This window comes from Vibrio sp. 1641, assembly GCF_033339995.1.
GTDB classification, from domain to species: Bacteria; Pseudomonadota; Gammaproteobacteria; order Enterobacterales; family Vibrionaceae; genus Vibrio; species Vibrio alginolyticus.
In genome coordinates, this window is record NZ_JAWOVP010000004.1 from 259,794 (window position 1) to 282,844 (window position 23,051).

Sequence of the window (23,051 nt, forward strand, 5' to 3'; positions counted from 1 at the left end):
ATCATAAAGAGAGTATTGGGGAGTTTAAAGAGGGGAAATGGAGAAAGTCTGTAGATGGATACCTTTTGTCTTTTTAGAGATATGTTTGTCTGATGAGAAATGTGTCGCAAAAGCCTTATCAGACCGATTTGGGGTAAAGACAAAGTGAAGTTGAAGAAGGGGGCTTAGCAAAAAATAAGGGGAGGGCCGAAGTCACTCCCCCTACACTGGGTTTGTTGGATTTACTGGCTTTGAATAGTAAAGCGATAAATCGACTTAGAGGCTTAGCTCACCGACCTCTACCGCAAGTGCAACCGTTGCACCTACCATTGGATTATTGCCCATACCGATGAAGCCCATCATTGCTACGTGTGCTGGTACTGAAGAGCTACCCGCGAATTGCGCATCGGCGTGCATGCGACCCATAGTGTCTGTCATGCCGTAAGATGCAGGACCAGCCGCCACGTTATCTGGGTGTAGAGTACGACCAGTACCACCACCTGATGCCACAGAGAAGTAAGGCATGCCTTCACGGTTACGCTCTGCTTTGTAGATACCTGCTACTGGGTGTTGGAAGCGAGTCGGGTTAGTTGAGTTACCAGTGATGCTCACATCCACTTGTTCTTTATGCATGATAGCCACGCCTTCACGCACATCGTCTGCACCGTAGCAAAGGATCTCACCACGTGGACCTTGGGAGAAACGGCGACGTTCTACTTCCACTAACTCACCAGTTTGGTAGTTGTACTGAGTGCGTACGTAAGTGAAACCATTGATGCGTGAGATGAGGTAAGCGGCGTCTTTACCCAAACCGTTCAGGATCACTTTCAACGGATTTTTGCGTGATTTGTTGACGTTCAATGCGATTTTGATTGCGCCTTCTGCCGCTGCGAATGACTCATGGCCCGCAAGGAAAGCGAAACAGCCACTTTCTTCATTCAATAGACGAGCCGCCAATGCACCGTGACCGATACCCACTCGGCGTTGTTCTGCTACGCTGCCTGGTTTTGTGCAGGCTTGAAGGCCTTCACCGATGATGTTTGCAGCTTCTTCTGCTGTTTTTGCTCCGCGGAAAATCGCCAAAGCAGTGCCTAGCGTGTAGGCATCGGCAGCGCTTTCAAACGCGATAGGTTGAGTGTCCATCACTAGTGCTTTAGGGTCGATACCACGATCCATACAGTATTGGTAAGCCTCTTCCAGAGAAGAAAGTTGCATTTCGTCTAATGTGCGACGTACAGATTCAGTAATTGGAGTGTTCATAATCTCTTTCCTCTTGGTGGCAATTATTGTTGGCGTGGGTTGATGGTAGTTACGGCTTCGTCAAAACGACCGTAAGTCCCCGTTGCTTTGTCTGCGGCTTCTGCAGCAGATACGCCTTCGTTGATGGCTTTCATCATCTTGCCGAGGTTGAGATATTGGTAACCAATCACTTCTTTGTTTTCGTCTAGCGCGAGTTTTGTTACGTAGCCTTCAGCCAACTCCATGTAACGCACGCCTTTTGCTTTAGTTGAGTAACTAGTACCCACTTGGCTACGTTGAGTTTGACCAAGGTCTTCCAGTGCCGCACCAATTTCCAAGCCGCCTTCAGAGAAAGCAGATTGAGTACGACCGTAAACAAATTGAAGGAAGATTTCGCGCATCGCGACGTTAATAGCATCACATACCAAGTCGGTATTCAGTGCTTCAAGAATGGTTTTGCCAGTTAGGATTTCTGCGGCCATCGCGGCTGATTGAGTCATGCCTGAACAGCCGATCGTTTCGATCAAAGCTTCTTCGATGATGCCGTTTTTGACGTTAAGAGTCAGTTTTGCTGCACCTTGTTGAGGAGCACAAGCACCAACGCCGTGGCTAAGACCAGAAATCGCGATAACGTCTTTTGGATTGATCATTACGCCTTCAACAGGGATCGGTGCAGATGCATGAAGATCGCCGCGTTGAATCGGGCACATTGATTGGATTTCGTGTGAATATTGCATAATGTTTTCCCAGTGTATTTTTATTTTTGAGAAAACAGGAGCGGGGTTGGAGAAGAGTTGAATTGCTCACTACAGAACTCTCGCTTTCACAACATAAGCGAAAGCACTTCCAACAGGGCTGACCTGTTTTCGTTTCTGTAGGAGTCATTAGCTTTAACAGCGGTTCGAATCTTTCGATTCCGGTGGCACCCCATCACCGGACCCATTTAGACTAGATCTAAGTCACACTAATCTGCAACATGAAATTTAGAGCAATTTGGGATATTAAATCGGTTCTTTATATTCTCAGAGATATATGGAGATAAACGGAAGGAATAAAAAAACGCCGCATAATGCGACGTTTTTTCTAAACAAATGAGAGGCTTATGCAGCGTCTTCTTGTTCGCTATCTTCTTCAACAGCTTCAAGCTTCTTTGCTTTTTTTGGTGCAGGTTTACGTTTTGCACCCAGAGCGTAAAGCACTTCTTCTTTGTTTTGCGCAAGGAACATTGCAAGATCTTCTTGCTTACCTTCGTCTTCTAGAAGTTCACTTTTACCCAGCAGTGAGAATAACTCGTCTGCCATATCCAGCATTTTGTCGTATGCGTCAGCTTCCGCTTTAGAGGTAAAAGTCATTTTCTCTTCTCCATTGCGTTCTACCACGTACTTGACGATTACAGCCATGGTTGGTCCCCTAATTTGGTGTATTGATACTGGCTTTTTATACAGTTTTTGACCAATCAAGTCTAGCGACAAGCCTCAGAATGAGAGACACGTACAACTAACTGACTAGCATTTAAACTATCTTGGTTTCACTTTGCGGATTTATTCCCCAAAGGAAGGTTTGTTGGTCGCTCCCAATCTTGGCAAAATTCGATAAACGTTCTGAGCAATGGGCTTTGATATTTCTCTTTATGAACCAGTAACCAGAAGCGGCGCTTCATATCTAAAGGCATGTCGAGCAGTTTTACGCGGCCGTCACGAATAGCAGGTTCTGCAGACAAACGTGACAAGCAGCCCAAGCCTAACCCTGCCGATACTGAGTTGATCAACGCTTCGGTGGTATTGAGCTGAAAAGCTTCATGCCAATGTTCCAAGCGCGGCGCGACAACGCGCATAAAAAATTCGCGTGAACCAGATCCTGCCTCTCGCAATATCCATTCACTGTTTTCTAGCTCGGTTAAGTTTACTGGCCCTTCGTGCGCGGCTGGGGAATCGGGCGCGCAAATCACGCACATTTCATCTTCGCTAAACTGGGTGGACTGCAATTCAGGGTGAAGTGTTTTGCCTTCAATGAGGGCTATGTCTAACTCGTAATCGGTCAGCATGTCGCAGATTTGTGCGGAGTTAGAAATGAACAGGCTTTGAGAACGATGGTTCGTTTGCTGACGAAATTCGCTAAGCAAATAGGGCGCGACTTGGTTGCCAATGGTGTCGCTGGCACCAATGCGAAGTTGGCCCGATAGCGCTTGGTCACCATCGAAAATGCTCTCGATGTCCTTGGCTCGGTTGAGTAATTCGTCCGCCAGTGGCAGCAGTTTTTGACCTTCTTGGTTCAAAATTAGTCGGTTATTAACACGATCAAACAAGTGATGGCCGATCTGCTTTTCTAATTCTGAGAGTGCCATGCTCACAGCGGCTTTTGACAAAAAGAGACTATCAGAAGCTGCTGTGAGCGTTTTGTGCTGCGTGATCGTCGTAAACACTTTCAGTTGTTTAAGAGAAATGTGACTTGCCATACCCCACCGTTAAGTAATTTTGAACGTTTGTTTTAAATAATTAGATATATCGGAACGAAGTGCAAGCGTATTATACGCTCCATCAAGAGTGAGTCTGGTTGAGGTCATCATGATTCAAAGAACAAAAGCAAAAGTAATGGGAGCACCAACTCCGATGGCGGGTTTGGCTCTTGGTATTGCAAGCTTAGGCTGGAGTTGGGAAAACTTCGCCGAATTACATGGCTACGGACAGTGGATTAGTGCGGGTATCGCGAGCGTATTGTTGGCTATATTGGCAACCAAGTTTTTGCTACATAACCATCTATTGAGACAAGATCTTGCTCATCCGGTTGTGGGTAGCGTGGTTCCGACATTTGCGATGGGCACTATGGTGGTATCGAACTCTCTCGGCCATTTTTACCCATTGGCTGGTGATGTGCTTTGGCTGATTGCGGTGGTTCTGCACATCGTGTTCTTGGTGAGCTTTGTTTACCATCGCGCCAAAGATTTTGAATTGCACCACATGGTTCCTAGTTGGTTTGTACCGCCAGTGGGTATCATCGTTGCGGATGTGTCTTTCTCTGGCAACCCGATGTTAGCACCAGTGGCACAAGGTGCATTGATGTTTGGTATGGTGGCGTACGCGATCATGTTGCCGATGATGATTTACCGTTTCATGTTTACCCATGAAATTCCGGATGCAGCGAAACCAACAATGGCAATCATGGCAGCGCCAGCAAGTTTATCATTGGCAGGGTACTTAACGGTCACTGCGACACCATCACCAGTGATCATCGCTATGCTATTTGGTATCGCGGTATTGATGACAGCCATCATTTACCTAGCATTCTTTAAATTGCTTAGACTGCCATTTAGCCCAGGCTATGCGGCGTTCACTTTTCCGATGGTGATCGGTGCGACGGCGCTGTTTAAAATGGCGAATTGGATGGAGTTGCAAGGATTGGCTACGCACTATGTTCAACAAGTGCGAAGCTTAGCTGGTCTTGAGTTGATTGTGGCAACATTTGTTGTCTCTTATGTGGCTTTACAATACATCAACAACTTATTGATTCAGCCACGCTTGATGCACGCTCATCACGCTTAAATAGCAGATAGGAAAAAGCCTCTTGGTCTTACAACCAAGAGGCTTTTTTATTTCAATCGGCGTCGATGTTGGACACTAGCCTTTTTTGTAAAATCGCGACATCTCATCCAGAGAATGACGAATGATATCGACAGGAACTTTCTGTTCTTTCTCGACTTTTAACTGACGATTCAGTTGCTGAGAGTGCCCGCCAGGGTTGACCACAAGCATCAGTTCTTTGCCGACCAATGCATAGTTGTAGTAGCTGCCTGCAATATACCAATCGCGAGAGGCAGAGCTATCAAACAAGTTATGACCAACACTGTATGAACTCGTTGTGCCTTGAACGTCAAACAGCGTATTCATCATGGTTGGCACGACGTCAAAATGGGTCGTGCGGTAATCAACTTGCTCTGGCTGACGATTTGGCATGTACACGTAAAGAGGCACATGTACTTGAACGTCACTGTAGTTACCCGTGTGGCCCCAATAGTTCATCTTATGGTCGTTAAACTCTTCACCATGATCTGATGAAATCACCACAATGGTGTTGTCTAAGTCGACATTTTTCAGCACATCACCAATCAAGCTGTCGATGTAGTACAACGAGTTCTTGTATCGATTGTGGTAAAGCGAAGCGTCAAAATCGTTGTTGAGCAAAATGTGGTCAACGCGTTCCCAGTATGGTTTGAATTTCGCAAATTCAGGTTCGGGAAATACTGTGCCGTGGGCGGCATCGTAGAACAGAAAACCAAAGTACGGCTTGTCGCTATCCTGCTTTTGGAACTCGATGAACTTGTCTGTTATCTGCTGATCGCGCTCGACAGCTGTTTCCCCAGTTTGTTTCAGGATCAAGTCCGACACTTTTTTGAATACCGTGCGAGAAAGTGGCGGGCTGGTGAGCGGTGCCGAGCCAAAAATGCCCATGCGGTAGCCTTCTGCTTGCAGCGTATCCATAAAAACAGGAGAGCGTTGACTTGCGTAAAAGCTTTCCCAGTAGGTCGCTGGCAAGCTGTAAAACAGGCTGAAAATACCCGCTTGAGTTGAGTTGCCGCCGCTCATATGTTGTGTGAAATTCACCGTTTTTTCGGCGAACTTGCTGACATTTGGCATGACTTCCGGCGTCGCATCACTGTAGCGCCACGCGTCAACCAAGATAAACAAGACATTGGGCTGTTTCTCTTTGCTTTGCACTTGAATCGGCGCAAGCGGATAGTTGAGTGAGCTACGTTCAATGTTGGTTAACTCTACGCGGTTCTTCGATGCAATGTTCTCATCCACTAGGTCGTGTTTGTAAATAAATTTACGAGCCGTCAGCGGGTAGTAAAGTGGCCAGTTATTCGAAAACTGACTGACTTCATCGTCGTAAAGTGCGTTTTTGTACGCATGAATCATCTGCGTGCTAAGCAATACAGCAAACCAGACGCTGATCAAAACGAACTTAGCTCGGCTTTGTGCCAGTTGATTACTTACCCAAACGGTACAAGCGAGCCCGATCACCAGAACGGCAATTTCACTGATGAAGATTAGCCAACTCATCCACGAAATATCGAAGACATCACCACCACCTTCGAAAAACATACGGATTAATAGAGCGTTGATGTGAAGTTTGTATTGCTGAAAAACGAGGATATCGACTTTAAACATGATCAATAGACAGATCGCGATAGCGATCACGATACCTTTGAATGCTCGAGTCGGTAGAAAAGAGAGCAATAAACTCAACAACATAAATGGAAGAGCGATCAAGCCCAGCCAGCCATATTGAGTCGAAACCAAATAGTAACCTTGCAACAAGGTTAGCGGTTCATTCTGATTGTTAGACAACACAAAAGGATAACAAGCGATCGACAGGTACACTGCAAAGCAAGCAAAAAAAGCAATCAGCCAAGCGCTGTTGGAAGACAGTTTGCGAAACATACTTTTTGTTTGTTTATAAATTATGGGTAGAGGGAGTATAAAACAGTGTTTTTTATTATGGAATAGTTGCGACGAATGTCACATTTTGTATGGAAGTGTCAGACTTGATTGACATGTGAAAATTCAGAAGATTCATACTCTATTTGAGTGATATATAACCTTTTGTTTTTTCCGAACGCGAGATCACTGCGGGTTTAAATGGGGCTGTGCTAAGCTAGCTAACAGTTTCAATCGGCGCTCGGTATTCCCAATTTGTTTACTGTTTATCACTCCAACCAAGTTGACGTTCTTAAATCACTCCTTGTCGAACTGATTCGAATCAGTCCGCTGGAAAACCCGTTCGAAAAAGAACAAATTCTGGTTCAAAGTCCGGGCATGTCCCAGTGGCTAAAAATGGAATTGGCCAAAGAGTTTGGTGTTGCCGCGAACATTGATTTTCCGCTCCCTGCTACTTTCATTTGGGAAATGTTTACGCAGGTGTTGCCAGACGTGCCAAAACGCAGTGCGTTTAACAAAGAAGCGATGACGTGGAAGTTGATGCATCTGCTGCCGGGGCTTCTCAACCAAGAGGTGTTTTCGCCGTTAGCGCAGTACCTCAAAGATGACATTGACCACTCTAAGCTGTATCAGCTGGCTGAGAAAATTGCCGATATTTTCGATGGTTACTTGGTGTATCGTCCGGAATGGATCGCAAGTTGGGAAGCTGGGCAGAGTGTGCCAGAGCTGGAAGATGAGCATCCGTGGCAGCCGATCTTATGGCAAGCGTTGTATGATCACACTGTGTCATTAGGGCAGTCTCCTTATCACCGTGCCAACCTTTATGAGCACTTTATCGACACGTTAGAGAGTTTTAACTGCAATTTTGACCATTTACCCAAGCGTTTGTTTGTTTTTGGCATTTCTTCGTTGCCGCCTCGCTATATGGATGCGCTAAAAGCAATTGGTGAACACATCGACGTGCATCTGATGTTCACTAACCCTTGTCGTTATTATTGGGGTGAAGTTCGAGATCGCAAATATCTGGCTCGTTTGGCGGCGAAACATCGTCAGCACGTTGTGTGGCAGGACGATCACTCGGAAGTGCAAGGTGAAACTGAGCAACTGAAAGGTTCATTGGAAGATAATGTGATCGATGAGCTGCACACCGATGTGGTCGGAAACAGTCTGTTGGCATCCATGGGTAAACTCGGGCGCGACAATATGTATCTGTTGTCTCAGCTGGAATCTCATGAAATCGAAGCCTTTGTTGATGTTGAGCGCGACAGTCTGCTCCATCAATTGCAAGCGGATATTCTCAATCTTGAAGAACATCAAGATGACCAACAGATTGAAAACAGTCATCACAAACAAGTGGTGAGTTTGGGTGATAAATCTCTGAGCTTGCACTCTTGCCACAGCCCAATGCGAGAAGTGGAAGTGCTACACGATCAGCTTTTGGCAATGTTCGATGCCGATCCGACACTGAAACCGCGCGATATTATTGTCATGGTGGCAGACATCAATGCCTACAGCCCTGCGATTCAGGCGGTGTTCGGCAATGCGCCGGGTGAGCGATTTATTCCTTACTCGATTTCAGACCGAACGGCCGATCAAGAAAGCCCAATTTTGGCGGCTTTCATGCAACTTGTTAATTTACCGAATACACGTTGCTTGGCTTCTGAATTACTTGAGCTGTTAGAAACGCCGGCGATATTAAAGCGATTCGACTTAAGCGAAGATGATTTCCTTCAAGCCAAACAATGGGTGGAAGAATCCGGCATTCGCTGGGGGCTAGATAGCCATACCGGCAGCGAATTTGAACTGCCAGAAACACGCCAAAACACATGGCAATTTGGTATTCAGCGTATGTTATTAGGTTACGCGATGCCAGAATCTGCCGGTTTGTTTGAAGCGCAAGAAGGTAGCCTCTCACCATACAATGAAGTGCAAGGCATGGGCGCAGAACTTGCTGGTAAGTTAGCCCATTTTATTCAACAAATTAGCCAATATCGCCGCAAACTTTCTCATGTTCAGTCGATTGATGCATGGTGTGAAACCTTGGTGGCGATGTTGGATGACTTCTTCTCTGTTGAGCTAGAAGGGGAAATGGCGCTTAAGTCGATTCGAGATACCCTGAGCCAACTGAAAGAACAGCTAGCTGATGCGGCATTTGATGATGCGTTATCGCCGTCGATCATCAGCCAATACCTTCAAAATAAATTATCTGGAACACGAGTTAGCCAGCGCTTCCTGGCTGGTCAAGTGAACTTTTGTACCCTGATGCCGATGCGATCTATTCCGTTTAGAACCGTATGTCTGCTGGGGATGAATGACGGCGTGTACCCGCGTTCTATGCCGCCAGAAGGCTTTGACTTGATGACGGGAAGAACCAAGCCGGGCGACCGTTCGCGCCGAGATGATGACCGTTACCTATTCCTCGAAGCAATGCTATCGGCACAGCAAACGCTCTACATCAGTTATGTTGGCCGTTCAATCCAAGACAACACCGAGCGAGTGCCTTCGGTTCTGGTTTCTGAGCTGATGGAATACTGCCACCAAAACTATTGTTTAAGTGGTGATGAAGCGTTGCCCGTTGATGAGTCTGGCGACAACTTATTAAATGCGTTGGTGAATACCCACGCCATGGTGCCGTTTAGCCCAAGTGCGTTCCAAGGCACGCACGCCAGCTACGCGAAAGAGTGGATTCCAGCGGCATTGACTCAAAGTAGTCAATCGCAAGGCTATGTTCGTCGTGATTTTAATCGTGCATTAGACGACTATCTGTTAGGAGCGACGTTCCCACTTGAGCTCGACTTAGTCGAGTTGCAACGTTTCTGGCGCTTACCGGTGCAGTATTTTTTCAATCGTCGCTTAAAAGTAATCTTTGAGCCGCCACTGCCGGTGATGGAAGACGACGAACCCTTTGTTTTAGGTGGTTTGGAAAGTTATCAAATGCGTGATGAGCTGTTAGAAACCTTGCTTGAAACGACATTGATGCAGCCTGAGAAAAAAACAGAGGTGCTTAAACACTTTATGAGTCAACAGCGCGCGCAAGGCAAACTGCCGGTGGGGGCGTTTGGTGATATCGAGTTTGAAACCAACCGAGTTCAGGCGGAAGAGCTGGTGGACAAACTGGCGTTTTTATCTGGTGCGCCTCAAGACGATTTGGAAATCGACCTGACGTTTGACTCCTTATTTGAGCGAAATGAAGGCGAAGAGAAAAACGTTCGCCTGACTGGTTGGCTAACTCAATGCTACCAATCCGGTTTGATTCGCTATCGAAGCGGTAAGATTCGCTCGCAGGATTACCTTGCAGCGTGGATCGATCACCTTGCCATGTCGGCGTCGGGTCATGCTAAGAAAACCCACATCATTGGTTACGATCGTAAAGAAGGCGCGCTGCATTTGATCTACCCAGAAATTGCCGATGTGCATTATGCCAAACATCTACTGACTGAATTAGTTCGCTTATTCTTCGAAGGCATGACTAAGCCTTTGCCTTATTTCCCGAAAACGGCGTTGGCTTGTGTTGAAGCGGGCTTTAGCCGTGGTCAGTGGGTCGATGACGAAGAGAAATCTTTGAAGAAAATGGCTGACGCATTCAATGATGGTTTCATGAGCCCGGGCGAAGGCAATAATGCGTACATCTCTCGAATTTGGCCTGCTTGGAATGATGAGTTGGCCTCAGAAGTTCGTGTGCTGACAGCATTAGTACTGCAAGGTGCGCGCTTAGCGGTTCAAGACGCTGATGATGTAAAAGCGTGATAAAGAAAGTTGGATAAAGAGAAGGAAGAGTAGGGTGGCCGCCAGAAAATCATTATTTTTTGTAGGGCGTTCGCTGTACGGCCACAAGGTCAGAGGGACCATGATACTTTTGTTTAATTCATTTGAGTTGTGCCGCCAAAAAGGTTTGGCTTATCTCATGGGGCGCATACTAACGGTACGTCTTATGGATAACCGTGAGAAAGATCTCACAAAGCTCTAAATTATCCAACTTGTTAAACATATTAATAGAATTTTTAACTATAGATCACATTTATTAGGTGATACGTCCTAGTAAATAATCCGGAGAGATTCAGCGTTATGGATCAAATGTCAGGTGCAGAGTGTCCTCTACATACGTTAGACCGCACAGAGCAACCTCAACCAACGCCACTAGAACCGATGACGTTTCCTCTGCATGGCGCGAGGTTAATCGAGGCATCAGCAGGTACAGGTAAAACCTTCACTATTGCAGGTTTATATCTGCGCCTTTTGCTTGGTCACGGCTGCGAGGAAACTCGACATCGCGTACCGCTTACAGTCGACCAAATTCTGGTCGTAACCTTTACCGAAGCGGCAACTGCGGAATTACGCGATCGTATCAGGGCAAGGATCCATGACGCGCGAATCGCGTTTGCGCGTGGACAGAGTTCCGATCCGGTGATCCAACCTTTGCTTAATGAGTTTGACGATCACAAGCAAGCCGCAGAAATTTTATTGCAGGCAGAGCGTCAGATGGACGAGGCGGCGGTCTACACCATTCACGGTTTTTGCCAACGTATGCTAACGCAAAATGCGTTTGAATCTGGCAGCCGATTTAATAACGAGTTTGTGACCGATGAAAGTCACCTAAAAGCGCAAGTTGTAGCCGATTACTGGCGCCGCAATTTCTACCCGTTGCCATTTACCTTGGCTGGAGAAATTCGCCAGCTATGGGGCTCTCCATCTGCGTTATTGTCTGACATCAGCAATTACTTAACTGGTGCGCCGTTAAGCCTTTCTGTTCCGGCAATGAAAGGCAGTTTGGCTGATCTTCATACTGAAAATCTGAAAAAAATTGATGAATTAAAAGCACAGTGGCGAGAAAGCCAAGATGACTTCTTAACGCTAATTTCAGATTCAGATATTAACAAACGTAGCTATACCAAAAAGTCTCTGCCGACGTGGTTGGAGGTGGTAAACACTTGGGCGGCAACGGAAACTACAGGTTACGATTATCCAGACAAGCTGGAGAAATTCGCGCAAAACGTCTTGTTGGAAAAAACACCGAAAGGCAGTGCGCCGCAGCATGCGGTATTTGAAGCCATTGAAACATTTCTTGCCAATCCAATCAGCTTAAAAGCGCCACTGCTTGCGCATGCGATTGAGCATTGTCGAGTGATGCTGGCCAACGCGAAAAATCAAAAACAGTGGCTCTCTTTCGATGATTTGCTGACGCAACTTTCTGCTTCTATCGATACGGACGAAAGCGAGCTTTTAGCGGCGCGTATTCGTACTTTGTATCCTGTCGCAATGATTGACGAGTTTCAAGATACCGACCCGCTTCAATACAGTATTTTCAGCCGTATTTATCTGAACAACCCGGAATGTGGTTTGTTTATGATCGGTGACCCCAAGCAGGCGATTTATGGCTTTCGTGGCGCAGACATTTTCACCTATATCAAAGCGCGTAACCAAGTAAGTGCCCACTACACGTTAGGAACCAACTGGCGTTCTAGCGCAGATATGGTGCAGGCGGTGAACCAAGTGTTTGCCTTGCCCGATAGTCCATTTATCTATGATTCGGATATTCCGTTCTTACCCGTTAAGTACAGTCCCAATGCCGAAAAACGCATTTGGACTATGGGTGGCCAAAAGCAACCGGCGCTGACTTATTGGTTGCAAGAAGCGGACGATAAACCGCTACCAAAAGGCGAGTATTTGACTCGAATGGCAGAGGCGACCGCAAGCCAAATCCAAACCATTTTGACGCAGGCTCAACAGGGGCAAGCGTGTCTGGTGAATGGCGAAAAACAGAAAACGGTTCAAGCGGGCGATATCGCGGTGTTGGTTCGAACAGGTAGTGAAGGTCGAATGGTCAAACAAGCCCTGGCAGACCAAGGCATTGCCAGCGTGTACCTGTCTAACCGAGACAGTGTGTTTACCAGTTCAGTGGCGCAGGATTTACAGCGTTTGCTGCAAGCGGTGCTGACTCCAGAAAATGATCGTGCGCTGCGTGCAAGTCTTGCCTCTGAGCTGTTTGCCCTCGATGCAGCAAGTTTGGATGCGCTTAATAACGATGAAGTCGTGTGGGAAAACGCTGTTAACGAATTCAAAGAATATCGCAAACTTTGGGTTCAACGTGGTGTGCTGCCGATGTTGCGCGCGGTGATCAGCAAACGCCATATTGCTGAGCGATTACTAGAAGAGGGTGCAAGCTCACAGGGTGAAAATGGTGAGCGAGTACTTACCGATTTAATGCACATCGGTGAACTGCTTCAACAAGCCAGTAATGAATTGGATAGCGACCACGGTCTGCTGCGTTGGCTCGCTCAGTCTATCAGTGATGCGGAAAACGGTTTGGGTGGCAGTGATGACCAAATCCAACGTTTAGAATCGGAACGTAACTTAGTGCAGATCGTAACTATTCACAAATCAAAAGGCTTGGAGTATGACCTCGTATTTCTGCCGTTTGTGTTCAGCTATCGAGAAGCCAGTGAAGCCAAATATTACGATGCAGCCAATGACTGCACGGTACTGGATATCACTGGCAACGATGCGTCCATGAAGCAAGCGGACAAAGAGCGTTTGGCGGAAGACTTACGCTTGATATACGTGGCACTAACGCGTGCTGTTTATGCGTGTTTTATCGGTGCCTCACCGTTGCGCAATGGCCGTTCGACCAAAGAGCCAACTGGTGTACACCGCAGTGCGATTGGCTATTTGATTCAAAATGGTCAAGAAGGTGGCATTAACGATTTGCACCAAGGTTTAACAAAGCAACAAGACGAGCTTGATTGTGTCGTTGTGGCCGATCCGCCGCAGCAACTCGAAGAGAAGTACGTAGCGCCACAAGAAGAAATATACGATCTTAGCGCGAAAGAACTGCAAAACCCTATCGACAGAAACTGGCGCATCACCAGTTATTCTGGCTTGGTCAAGCAAGGCTCTCATCACGCCGAGCATGATGCCACGATTGAGATTACAGGTTTTGATATCGACTCATCTGAAGAACAAGACGAAGCGGATTTGGTGGAGCCAGAGCGTTCTATTTTTACCTTCCCTCGCGGTGCGCGTCCGGGGACGTTCCTGCACAGCCTGTTTGAGGAAATTGAATTTACTCAGCCAGCCGCGACGGAAGAGAATACACAAATCATCCTTGGCTTGATGGAAAGCGAACAGCTCGATGAAGAGTGGTTGCCCATTTTACAGCAATTGATTGATACCGTACTCGCAACGCCGTTGGATGGTAAGTCTTTGCTGCTGAATCAAAAAGCACCGTCGCAACGTTTGGTGGAGATGGAATTTTTGCTGCCGATTGAAGTTTTGTCTGCACCGGCGTTAAACCGAGTCATTCAACGTCACGATCCGTTGTCGGCGAAAGCGGGGGATTTAGGTTTCCAAACCGTGCAAGGTATGCTCAAAGGTTTTATCGACTTGGTGTTTGAACATCAAGGTAAATACTACGTGCTTGACTGGAAATCGAATCATCTTGGCGACGATGTGACGAGCTACCATGGTGAGGCTCTGAAATCGGCGATGGCGGATCACCGCTACGATTTGCAGTATCAGATTTATGCGTTAGCACTGCATCGTTTCCTAAGCAGCCGATTGGCGAATTATCAATATGATCATCACTTCGGTGGCGTGTATTACTTGTTCTTGCGCGGCATGGATGGGCAGAGTGACCACGGCATTTTTGCCGCGAAACCAACCTTAGACTTCTTACAAGAGATGGATCGTTTGATTGATGGTCAAGCACTTGAAACGCGCTCAACTCAAGCCGGGCAGATGGAGCTACTTTAATGACGACAAATCACAATCTTCATTCTGACCAAGATAGTCTATTGGTAGTGCTGGAACGCTTGGCGCACAAAGGTGCTATTCGTCAGCTCGACTACCAATTCGCCTGTTTTATTGACTCTCAAACGCATGATGAACAGTCGGATAGCCAAGCACTGGCGTTTATCGCGGGTGTTGTCAGTAGTGAGCTCGGCAAAGGACATATCTGTCTGTCTCTGTTCGATGCACAAGGGCAATCTACGGATTTAGCCAGTAAGCTAGGGCTGTTTGGTGAGTCGGCATTGGCGCTCAATACACAGTTGCAAGGCATAGACTGGATTCAAGTATTACAAAATTCCAACTTGGTCGGCGCGCAAGGAGAAGCCTTGCCGCTGATGTTCGATGGCGAGCGTCTGTATCTGCACCGCTATTGGCATTATGAAGTGACACTGGCGGAAAAGCTCAATCAGTTGGGCGCCGCAGTTAACTTGCAACCACAAGAGTTTGTGCGATTATCGGAGTTGCTCAACCATTTGTTTGCACGCCAATACCATTTTCTGTTTAACGCGTTAGGCAAAGCAGTAGAAGCGGGAAGCAGCAACCAAGTGTTGCGCCAGCAATTGGTATGTGATCACCTTGATGTGGTCGCAAGCGAATCGTTGGATTGGCACGCCATTGATGCAGTGCTTAGCAATGCGCGCAAGGTTCAGGACTTGCAAACACTGAATGAACTTGTGCCACTCTCAGCTTGTGTGAACTGGCAAAAAGTCGCGGCGGCGGTTGCGTTAACTCGTCGATTTGCTGTGATTTCTGGTGGCCCAGGTACGGGTAAAACGACGACGGTAACCAAATTGCTTGCTGCTTTGATTGAACAGGCGACACACGAGAAAAATCTAACCATCAAGTTGGTGGCCCCGACGGGGAAAGCGGCGGCGCGATTAACCGAGTCCATTGGTAAAGCAGTGCAAGAACTGCCAGTTTCTCCAGAGCTAAAAGCCAAAATTCCGACTGAATCGAGCACCTTGCATCGATTGCTGGGCGCGATTCCTAATAGCGCAGAATTTCGTCACAACAAACAAAATCCACTGCATTTGGATATTTTGGTTATCGACGAAGCGTCGATGGTCGATTTGCCAATGATGTACAAAGTGGTCGATGCCTTACCGAAACATGCGCGGCTGATTTTGTTAGGTGATAAAGACCAACTTGCCTCAGTTGAAGCAGGGGCTGTGTTGGGTGATATCTGTTCGTTCCATGCATTGGGTTATGGCAAAGAGCAGGCGTCAGCCATCGCAAAACTGACGGGTTTCGATACTTTAGCCCATACGGGGAACAGTGCCTCCAGCATTGCCGATAGTTTATGTATGCTGCAAAAGAGCTACCGATTTGACGCTCGCTCAGGCATTGGTCAGTTGGCAAAAGCGGTTAACTCAGGTTCTGCTGCGAGCGTAGATAACGTCTGGGCGCGTGACTTTTCTGACATCGAACATTTCGCGCTAAGTAGTCAACATTACAACCAAATGATGCAGACGTTGGTGCAGGAATACGGTCGTTACCTCAAACGCATTGGACAACAGGAAACTGATCCTAAAACCGGAAAGCCAGAGTCGCTAACGCACAAAGCCAAAGCGGTGTTAGATACTTTCAACCAATGCCGACTGCTGTGCGCGATCCGTGAAGGTGACTTTGGTGTGGCTGGGCTAAACCAGCGCATCGAGAAAGCGCTCGCGGCGCGCAAGTTCATTCAAGTTCAGGATGAAATTTGGTACCACGGCAGACCCGTCATGGTTACGCGTAATGATCACGGTTTAGGTTTGTATAACGGTGATATTGGTATTTGCATGCGAGATGACAGTGAAGAAGAACCGCGTTTGAAAGTCTTTTTCGAGTTACCTGACGGCAGTGTGAAATCGGTCTTGCCAAGCCGAGTACCTGAACATGAAACGGCTTACGCTATGACCATCCATAAATCGCAAGGCAGTGAATTTGATTACACCCTGATGATTTTGCCACCAGACTTTAGCCCGATATTAACCCGTGAGTTGATTTACACAGGCATTACCCGCGCGAAAAAGCGTTTAGCTCTTTACGCCGAACTTAATGTTCTGAAGCGAGGCATTAAGGTGAAAACCACTCGTGCGAGTGGGTTAGTAAAGCGGCTTACTAATTAATTTTTACTTGTGATTGTGACATTTTCGAAGATGATTCTTTGTGGCGGGTCTTATATTTGCCATTTCGTTTTCATGCAAAATGGATTGTTATTGAGTAAGGCTCTTTCTTAGCGATATATTTCTCCTTTCTCATTCACATATCAAAGGCAGCTGAATATGGGATTGCTCGACTCGTCTTTTCTAACCTTCTTTATCGCCGGAGGAGGCACGTTTTTATGGTTCTTTATTATCGGAGCAATTTTTATATTTTTTATACCACTAAAGGTGAAGCGGTTTGCTTTTAATCCGAAACATTATTCAGAAGTAGAGTTAGCTTTAGTCTCGGGTTGTCACTTTGGTGCTTTAGTACATGGTGTAGGCTTAGTTGCGGCGGTCGCTTTACCAACTTTAGCGAGGAGAAGGGGCTTTGCTGATATTCATCAAGTTTGCTCCGGTCTATTCATCGGAATTTGCCGTATTTATATAAGCGTTTTGTTGCTTCTAGCTATGATCACTTTAGGCTCAATGGTGGTTTGGATGTCTATTACTTGAGAGCTGGAATAGAAGGTCGGTGAAGTTTGCAGTTATTAGAAGTCTCTTTTATTACATTTTTTGTTGCAGGTGCTTTGTTAGTTTTTTGGTACCTGATAGTAGGTATTTTGCTTATTGTTATCACGCCACAAAAAGTAAAGCGCTATGCGTACACTAGTGAGCATTATACAGATATTGAGCTTGCTTTAGTTTCTGGATGTCACTTTGGGGCCTTAATACATGGATTAGCCCTTGTTGCCGCAGTTGCATTTCCTAAGTTGGCCAAAAAAAGAAAGCTAACAGATATTCGTAGAGTTTGCCCAAAGTGGTTCATAAGTATTGGGGTAGTGTACTGGACTATTTTAATCTTTATCGTAGTCACTATTTTTGCATCTTTGTTGGCTATGATTTTGTTTTGAATTGATTACGTACGTAAAAGAAGACCGAGCTTATGGCTCGGTCTTCTTTTATGCATGTTTTGCAAACGCATTGGTAAAAGACACGCTGCGTATTTTGTATTGCTGTTGATAAGCAAGAATAAAATCTCGGATAGCGTCATTTACGGGGAAAACACAGTGGACGTCTAGGCCTTCTAAAAACTGATTGTCAGCCATATCCCAGAAGCTTTGAAGCGAATTACAAATGATTGTTCTCATAACAGTGCTCGTCTCGGCTTATTTAAAGTCAGATTAACAACTGTCCTTGGTGTGCAATACGGAGCTAACTAGTTTTTCAATTGCCCAGTATTTTAGGGTGAAGGCTACATTACATCACCTAGATCCATTCGTATTGGTTAAAAACCAATCACTAGCGAGCAGAGTATAGCCAACCAAATGTATATTTAAAAGATAAAATTGGAACGAAAATCAAGCAATGGTTTGCGTATTTCTAAGTTGGTGTTTATATGATGACTCGCTAGTCCGGAGTAGGGTTTATGTGTGGCCTTACTCCTAAACAAACTCGTTCCTAAACAAGCTCGATGTGCAGGGTTGAGCGTTAATGAGCTGAATCCCGCACCTTGAGGTTTTGGTATAGCGGAGCGTTAAATTTTGCTTCGTGATTTAAGGTTAAGCTACAAATCTAGCGCTAAGATTTTTGACTTACGCTGGAAGTTATATAGCCCTTGTTTGGCTCCGGGCAAATAGTCGACACTGACTTCGTAAAAACCTTGCTCTCTGAACCAATGCAGACTGTGTGTCGTGAGGACAAAAATCTGATCAATGGTTTCGGATTTAGAACGATGTTTCATGTAGTTGAGCAGTAACAAACCTCGGTTCCCATCACGATAGTCAGGGTGAATCGCTACGCAAGCCATCTCAGCTTTGCGCTCTTCTGGGTATGGATAAAGGGCAGCACAGCCAATAATCAAGCCGTCTTTTTCGATGATGGTAAATTTTCCAATCTCTTGCTCTAGCTGTTCTCGAGAGCGCCTAACGAGTACACCTTGTTCTTCTAACGGGCGAATGAGGTCTAAGATACCGCCAATATCGTCAATATTAGCTTGCCTCACTTGTTCAGCACTCGCCATAACAACTTGGGTACCGATACCGTCGAAAGAGAACAACTCCTGAATTAAGGCGCCATCTACTTTATAACTGATCAAGTGGCTACGAGGTACTCCGGCACGGCAAGCGGCAATAGAGCCTTTAAGAAAGCGCAGTGTCCCAGTGTTGTAATCTAGGTCAGGAGACGTATTTTCAGAAAGCGTTTTGATGACATGCTCCGCCTCAATTGGTAGTAACTCGGCGACAGCATTGCCGTTGTCATCAATGACACCTTGTTCGGAGCAAAAACCAATCAGCTTATCCGCACCCAGCTTTATCGCTAGTTGGGTGGCGACTTCTTCCGATAATAAATTGAAGCACTCGCCAGTCACAGAGCTAGCAATGGGACCTAGCAGAACAATTGAACCTTGATCAAGAGTGCGGTTGATAGCATCGGTGTCAATGCGGCGAATGCGTCCACTATGGCAATAGTCCACACCATCATCAACGCCGAGTGGTTGGGCTATGATGTAGTTTCCGCTAACGACATTGAGCTGGGTACCTGCCATCGGAGTATTGTTGAGGCTCATTGATAGGCGCGCAGTAATCGCAAGCTGAAGTAGTCCGGCAGCTTGCATAACAACAGATAAAGCCGATTCATCCGTAATGCGGATATTTTTGTGGTAAGGCGTAGTGAGGTCTTGTTTTTCTAGCAGCTGATTAATTTGAGGACGTGCACCATACACCACCACGACTTTGATTCCGAGGCTGTGCATGAGGGCGATATCATTAATAATGTTGCCAAAATTTTTGTGTGCGACGGCTTCTCCGCCCAGCATGATCACCATGGTTTTTCCGCGGTGAGCATTGACATAAGGGGTTGATTGACGGAATCCTTTTACGAGAGCAGTACTACGAATTTTCACTACAGCCATTCCTTTGTTTAATTATGTTGAAATGATGCCTTTTTATTCACTTGGTGGCAAGGTGAAATTTTGGAATAAAGCACAAACATATTGAGGTAGGTTCTTGGTCCAGTTAAAAGGGAAGGTTACAATGGGTGCGTCTTTCCTCAATACGTGAACCTCATGTCTTCTGCTGTTAATAAGAATGCTGCGATCACTGCTTCCAATCTGTCAAAAACGTCATCTAAATCAATGCTTCGTAAGTGGCTAGAGCGTTCTCTCATGCTTATAGCGATAGTTGGAACCGTTGTCGTGTGCATGCTGTATAGTGATTTGATTACTCGAACCATTAATCCACCCATTCCCAAATCGACAATTTATGGTCGCTGGGTTGAGCAAGATGTTGCGCCTTATGCTCGTGAAGAATTTGTGTTGAGTGAGCGCGGTGTTACCGTAAATGGTTCTACAGTGGCGACCAGTTTTGAATTCGATGGGGATTCGTTTTCGTATCGAGTGGGTTCAAATGAGCGGCACTTCAATATTGTGGGTAAGCAGCATGCAGAAATGAAGCTGGATGCCAATGCACATTATCTACCTGTATTCCGTTTAGAGGGGCGTGCAAGGATTGCGGTAAGATAGTCGTTTTTATCTTTGTCTGTTAAGCAGAGATCTCTTGCGTCTGTGAGTCACATGGATGATCACAATTTCATCTCTCAATCAGTAAATCTTACTTTCAAACATAATCCGGACAATTCCGTAATTCTTCCGCTGCTATCATGTTGCATTAACTGAATGAATTCACAACGAGTAAACGGATTGGCTTAGCGTTGAAACATTTTGTCGTTGCTTTTCAATTGCACCGTATGCATTTGTTTGCCATCCTTTTGCTATTCTCTTTTACGGAAAAGACACGTGTTAAAAAAACTCCTTCCTATTATCTCTTTGAGCCTACTCTTTGGCTGTGCTCAACAAAATGATCGTGCTCAGCAATATCTTGATGGTGAGTTTCCTCAGATCCTCAATCAAGTGGATGTGGTTGAGTCTAACAAACCACGCGATTTTACTGAATTTAACAAGCAAGCTGAGCAAGTGGTGATAAAGTCACCATCCATGGCGAAGATGTACCAACCGCTATATCAACGATTAAGTGAGTGGGCGCAACAGAGCGGAGATACCAGTGCGTTGAGTGCGTTTGGCATTCAAGCCGCGCAATTGGGTGGTGGTGATAAAAAAGGTAATGTGCTGTTTACCGGATACTTTTCTCCCGTGATGGAACTGCGTCATACACCAAACGACATTTTTAAGTACCCAGTTTATGGCAAGCCAAACTGCTCATCAGATTGTCCGACTCGCGCGGAGATCTACAACGGGGCACTAGATGGACAAGGTTTGGTGCTAGGTTACGCGCCTAATCGTATCGACCCATTTATGATGGAAGTGCAAGGCAGTGGCTATGTGCATTTTGAAGATGATGATACGTTGGAGTACTTTGCGTACGCGGGTAAAAACAACAAAGCTTACGTCAGCATTGGCCGAATTTTGATTGAACGTGGTGAAGTGCCGCGTGAAAAAATGTCTCTCAAAGCGATTAAAGAGTGGGTGATGGACAACGACGATGCGACAGTGCGCGAGTTGTTGGAGCAAAACCCTTCTTACGTTTTCTTTGCGCCAAAAGCGGAAGCGCCAGTAACGGGGTCGGCTGGTATTCCTTTGTTGCCAATGGCTGCCGTCGCAGGCGATCGTTCTATCTTACCAATGGGCACACCAATCTTGGCGGAAGTGCCGCTGTTGAATGCCGATGGTACGTGGAGCGGTGCGCATCAACTGCGAATGCTGATCGTTTTAGACACTGGTGGTGCGGTAAAACAGAACCATTTGGATCTGTATCATGGCATTGGTGCGAGAGCAGGAACGGAAGCAGGGCACTATAAGCATTTTGGTCGAGTGTGGAAACTTGGGCTGGAAAACTCACCAACTCAAGCGCCTTGGGCTTTACCGCCAGAAAAGCTACAATAGCGACCCAAGAAAGAGGAACACTCTCTTATCTAGACATTTCATCAAAGAGTGCGTATAAATCGCACTCTTTGTTTTTCTATCGATCATCTGGACTTCAATATGCGTGAACTCGATACCCCAGCATCTGACAGCTACAATCAACGCTTTGGCGGCACTCGTCGTCTTTATGGCAACAGTGAAGTAGACATTCTTCGCGCTGCACACGTTTGTGTTATTGGTATTGGTGGCGTGGGTTCATGGGCGGTCGAAGCGCTGGCCCGTACTGGGATCGGTGAGTTGACTCTGATTGATATGGATGATGTTTGTGTCACGAACATTAACCGCCAAATTCATGCGATGACGGGCACCGTTGGCCAAAGCAAGATTGAAGTGATGGCCGAGCGTGTCAAATTGATCAACCCAGAGTGTAAAGTCAATCTGATTGATGATTTCATCACGCCAGACAATCAACATGAGTACTTAAGCAAAGAGTTTGATTACGTGCTAGATGCGATTGACAGCGTAAAAGCGAAGGCGTCTTTGTTGGCGTATTGCCGCAGCAACAAGATCAAAGTGATCACCACGGGTGGTGCTGGTGGTCAGGTTGACCCAACGCAGATTATGGTCGCTGATTTAACGAAAACGATCCAAGATCCTCTAGCGAAGAAAATCAAAGACACCCTGCGTCGTCATCATAACTTCCCTAAGAATCCGGCTCGTAAGTTTGGTATTGATTGCGTGTTTTCAACCGAGCAGCTGAAGTACCCTCAAGCAGACGGTTCAGTGTGTGGTGTGAAGTCGACAGCGGAAGGCCCAAAACGTATGGATTGTGCTAGCGGTTTTGGTGCGGCGACTGTGGTAACTGCAACGTTTGGCTTTGTCGCGGTATCGCGAATCGTTGAGAAGTTGATTTCAAAATATAAGAAGTAAACTAGAAGAAGAGCGCATCATGACAGATTTTCCCGTTTCTCCATTTGGTACAGATATCACCAGCGAAGACATTGTAGCGACTATGCAGCAATTTAAAGGCTGGGAAGATCGTTACCGTCAGGTTATTCAGTGGGGTAAAAAGCTGCCACAAATGCCAGAAGAGCTGAAATCAGAACAAGTTACCGTTTCGGGTTGTGAAAGCTTGGTGTGGTTAGTGAGCCAAGAGCAAGGTGGCGTTTGGCATTTTTGTGCGGACTCCGATGCGCGCATTGTCCGTGGATTGATTGCCTTGGTGATGGCGGCTTATGACGGAAAAACGGCCGATCAAATTCAAGCATTTGATATTGATGCTTATTTTGAACAACTGGGGCTTGTCTCCCATTTAAGCCCGTCACGTGGTAATGGCTTGAAAGCTATTGTAGAGCAGATTAAGCAAACCGCCATGTAACGAGTCATTTTCCCAATTCTTAAAAAACGCCGAATAGCCTAGCTGTTTGGCGTTTTTTGTATCTGAGTTGAGATATTTTTTGCAAATGGATAAAAAATATGCAAATGGTCGACTATTTTAGCGTTAATTAACCATTCTATTGATCCTGGTTCATTATATTGCCCACTTGGTTTTTATAAACTCAATTGTATTTAAAATTTGTCTATATTAGATAATAGACATATGCCCCA

At 46.1% G+C, this 23,051-nt stretch carries 17 protein-coding genes and 1 riboswitch; of the genes, 10 read left to right on the forward strand and 7 right to left on the reverse strand.

Annotated features, from left to right (window positions below):
* Positions 1-255: 255 nt before the first annotated feature.
* The 4 genes from R7Z47_RS11675 to R7Z47_RS11690 form a co-directional block, all read right to left on the reverse strand.
* Positions 256-1,239, reverse strand: coding sequence for a GGGtGRT protein (locus R7Z47_RS11675; RefSeq protein ID WP_009707468.1), 984 nt, complete (start codon positions 1,237-1,239; stop codon positions 256-258).
* Positions 1,240-1,262: 23 nt separating this feature from the next.
* A complete protein-coding gene (locus R7Z47_RS11680; protein ID WP_318130079.1) occupies positions 1,263-1,955 on the reverse strand; it encodes an iron-sulfur cluster assembly scaffold protein in 693 nt (230 codons plus the stop codon).
* 131 nt (positions 1,956-2,086) lie between these two features.
* Positions 2,087-2,162: riboswitch (Fluoride riboswitch) on the reverse strand.
* A 156-nt stretch (positions 2,163-2,318) separates the two neighbouring features.
* Positions 2,319-2,618, reverse strand: coding sequence for a YebG family protein (locus tag R7Z47_RS11685; protein WP_005380208.1), 300 nt, complete (start codon positions 2,616-2,618; stop codon positions 2,319-2,321).
* A gap of 128 nt (positions 2,619-2,746) precedes the next feature.
* Positions 2,747-3,673 carry a LysR substrate-binding domain-containing protein gene (locus R7Z47_RS11690; protein ID WP_213901505.1) on the reverse strand — a complete coding sequence of 309 codons (927 nt, stop codon included), beginning with the start codon at positions 3,671-3,673 and terminating at the stop codon, positions 2,747-2,749.
* A 109-nt stretch (positions 3,674-3,782) separates the two neighbouring features.
* On the opposite strand from R7Z47_RS11690, the gene R7Z47_RS11695 reads away from it, so the two are divergent.
* Entirely contained in the window at positions 3,783-4,757 is a 975-nt protein-coding gene (locus R7Z47_RS11695; RefSeq protein ID WP_047102632.1) for a TDT family transporter, read from the forward strand.
* A 75-nt stretch (positions 4,758-4,832) separates the two neighbouring features.
* Here the strand turns inward: R7Z47_RS11695 and R7Z47_RS11700 are convergent, their stop codons facing one another.
* Positions 4,833-6,656 (reverse strand): DUF3413 domain-containing protein, encoded by a 1,824-nt coding sequence (locus R7Z47_RS11700; RefSeq protein ID WP_318130081.1) that lies wholly within the window; start codon positions 6,654-6,656, stop codon positions 4,833-4,835.
* 252 nt (positions 6,657-6,908) lie between these two features.
* Between R7Z47_RS11700 and recC the strand changes: the two genes are divergently transcribed.
* The 5 genes from recC (at position 6,909) to R7Z47_RS11725 (ending at position 17,478) form a co-directional block, all read left to right on the forward strand.
* Entirely contained in the window at positions 6,909-10,400 is a 3,492-nt protein-coding gene (gene recC / locus R7Z47_RS11705) for an exodeoxyribonuclease V subunit gamma (protein WP_262606828.1), read from the forward strand.
* 327 nt (positions 10,401-10,727) lie between these two features.
* Positions 10,728-14,402 (forward strand): exodeoxyribonuclease V subunit beta, encoded by a 3,675-nt coding sequence (gene recB / locus R7Z47_RS11710; protein WP_262606836.1) that lies wholly within the window; start codon positions 10,728-10,730, stop codon positions 14,400-14,402.
* Entirely contained in the window at positions 14,402-16,549 is a 2,148-nt protein-coding gene (gene recD, locus R7Z47_RS11715) for an exodeoxyribonuclease V subunit alpha (RefSeq protein ID WP_262606829.1), read from the forward strand. The genes recB and recD overlap by 1 nt, the downstream gene beginning before the upstream one ends.
* Before the next feature lie 156 nt (positions 16,550-16,705).
* The gene (locus R7Z47_RS11720; protein WP_262606830.1) at positions 16,706-17,080 is read left to right on the forward strand and encodes a hypothetical protein; all 375 of its coding nucleotides are present in this window, start codon (positions 16,706-16,708) and stop codon (positions 17,078-17,080) included.
* A 26-nt stretch (positions 17,081-17,106) separates the two neighbouring features.
* Positions 17,107-17,478 carry a hypothetical protein gene (locus tag R7Z47_RS11725; protein ID WP_046874995.1) on the forward strand — a complete coding sequence of 124 codons (372 nt, stop codon included), beginning with the start codon at positions 17,107-17,109 and terminating at the stop codon, positions 17,476-17,478.
* Positions 17,479-17,526: 48 nt separating this feature from the next.
* Here the strand turns inward: R7Z47_RS11725 and R7Z47_RS11730 are convergent, their stop codons facing one another.
* Together R7Z47_RS11730 and argA are read right to left on the reverse strand one after the other, a co-directional pair.
* The gene (locus tag R7Z47_RS11730) at positions 17,527-17,715 is read right to left on the reverse strand and encodes a hypothetical protein (RefSeq protein ID WP_005380230.1); all 189 of its coding nucleotides are present in this window, start codon (positions 17,713-17,715) and stop codon (positions 17,527-17,529) included.
* Between the two features lie 416 nt (positions 17,716-18,131).
* Positions 18,132-19,469 (reverse strand): amino-acid N-acetyltransferase, encoded by a 1,338-nt coding sequence (gene argA / locus R7Z47_RS11735; RefSeq protein WP_213876235.1) that lies wholly within the window; start codon positions 19,467-19,469, stop codon positions 18,132-18,134.
* A 162-nt stretch (positions 19,470-19,631) separates the two neighbouring features.
* On the opposite strand from argA, the gene R7Z47_RS11740 reads away from it, so the two are divergent.
* From R7Z47_RS11740 to csdE, 4 genes are all read left to right on the forward strand, one after another.
* Positions 19,632-20,087 (forward strand): DUF2850 domain-containing protein, encoded by a 456-nt coding sequence (locus tag R7Z47_RS11740; RefSeq protein WP_253657453.1) that lies wholly within the window; start codon positions 19,632-19,634, stop codon positions 20,085-20,087.
* 273 nt (positions 20,088-20,360) lie between these two features.
* Positions 20,361-21,464 (forward strand): murein transglycosylase A, encoded by a 1,104-nt coding sequence (gene mltA, locus R7Z47_RS11745; protein WP_012841480.1) that lies wholly within the window; start codon positions 20,361-20,363, stop codon positions 21,462-21,464.
* A 99-nt stretch (positions 21,465-21,563) separates the two neighbouring features.
* The gene (gene tcdA / locus R7Z47_RS11750; RefSeq protein WP_005380241.1) at positions 21,564-22,373 is read left to right on the forward strand and encodes a tRNA cyclic N6-threonylcarbamoyladenosine(37) synthase TcdA; all 810 of its coding nucleotides are present in this window, start codon (positions 21,564-21,566) and stop codon (positions 22,371-22,373) included.
* Positions 22,374-22,392: 19 nt separating this feature from the next.
* A complete protein-coding gene (csdE, locus tag R7Z47_RS11755; protein WP_262606831.1) occupies positions 22,393-22,821 on the forward strand; it encodes a cysteine desulfurase sulfur acceptor subunit CsdE in 429 nt (142 codons plus the stop codon).
* The last annotated feature ends 230 nt before the right edge of the window (positions 22,822-23,051 follow it).

Excerpts from the sequence above, each read along its gene's own strand:
- R7Z47_RS11740 (WP_253657453.1), top strand. The coding sequence starts at position 19,632 with ATGTCTTCTGCTGTTAATAAGAATGCTGCGATCACTGCTTCCAATCTG.
- R7Z47_RS11720 (WP_262606830.1), top strand. The coding sequence starts at position 16,706 with ATGGGATTGCTCGACTCGTCTTTTCTAACCTTCTTTATCGCCGGAGGA.
- R7Z47_RS11680 (WP_318130079.1), bottom strand. The coding sequence starts at position 1,955 with ATGCAATATTCACACGAAATCCAATCAATGTGCCCGATTCAACGCGGC.
- R7Z47_RS11675 (WP_009707468.1), bottom strand. The coding sequence starts at position 1,239 with ATGAACACTCCAATTACTGAATCTGTACGTCGCACATTAGACGAAATG.
- R7Z47_RS11685 (WP_005380208.1), bottom strand. The coding sequence starts at position 2,618 with ATGGCTGTAATCGTCAAGTACGTGGTAGAACGCAATGGAGAAGAGAAA.
- R7Z47_RS11695 (WP_047102632.1), top strand. The coding sequence starts at position 3,783 with ATGATTCAAAGAACAAAAGCAAAAGTAATGGGAGCACCAACTCCGATG.
- R7Z47_RS11700 (WP_318130081.1), bottom strand. The coding sequence starts at position 6,656 with ATGTTTCGCAAACTGTCTTCCAACAGCGCTTGGCTGATTGCTTTTTTT.
- recB (WP_262606836.1), top strand. The coding sequence starts at position 10,728 with ATGTCAGGTGCAGAGTGTCCTCTACATACGTTAGACCGCACAGAGCAA.
- R7Z47_RS11730 (WP_005380230.1), bottom strand. The coding sequence starts at position 17,715 with ATGAGAACAATCATTTGTAATTCGCTTCAAAGCTTCTGGGATATGGCT.
- R7Z47_RS11690 (WP_213901505.1), bottom strand. The coding sequence starts at position 3,673 with ATGGCAAGTCACATTTCTCTTAAACAACTGAAAGTGTTTACGACGATC.
- recD (WP_262606829.1), top strand. The coding sequence starts at position 14,402 with ATGACGACAAATCACAATCTTCATTCTGACCAAGATAGTCTATTGGTA.
- csdE (WP_262606831.1), top strand. The coding sequence starts at position 22,393 with ATGACAGATTTTCCCGTTTCTCCATTTGGTACAGATATCACCAGCGAA.
- tcdA (WP_005380241.1), top strand. The coding sequence starts at position 21,564 with ATGCGTGAACTCGATACCCCAGCATCTGACAGCTACAATCAACGCTTT.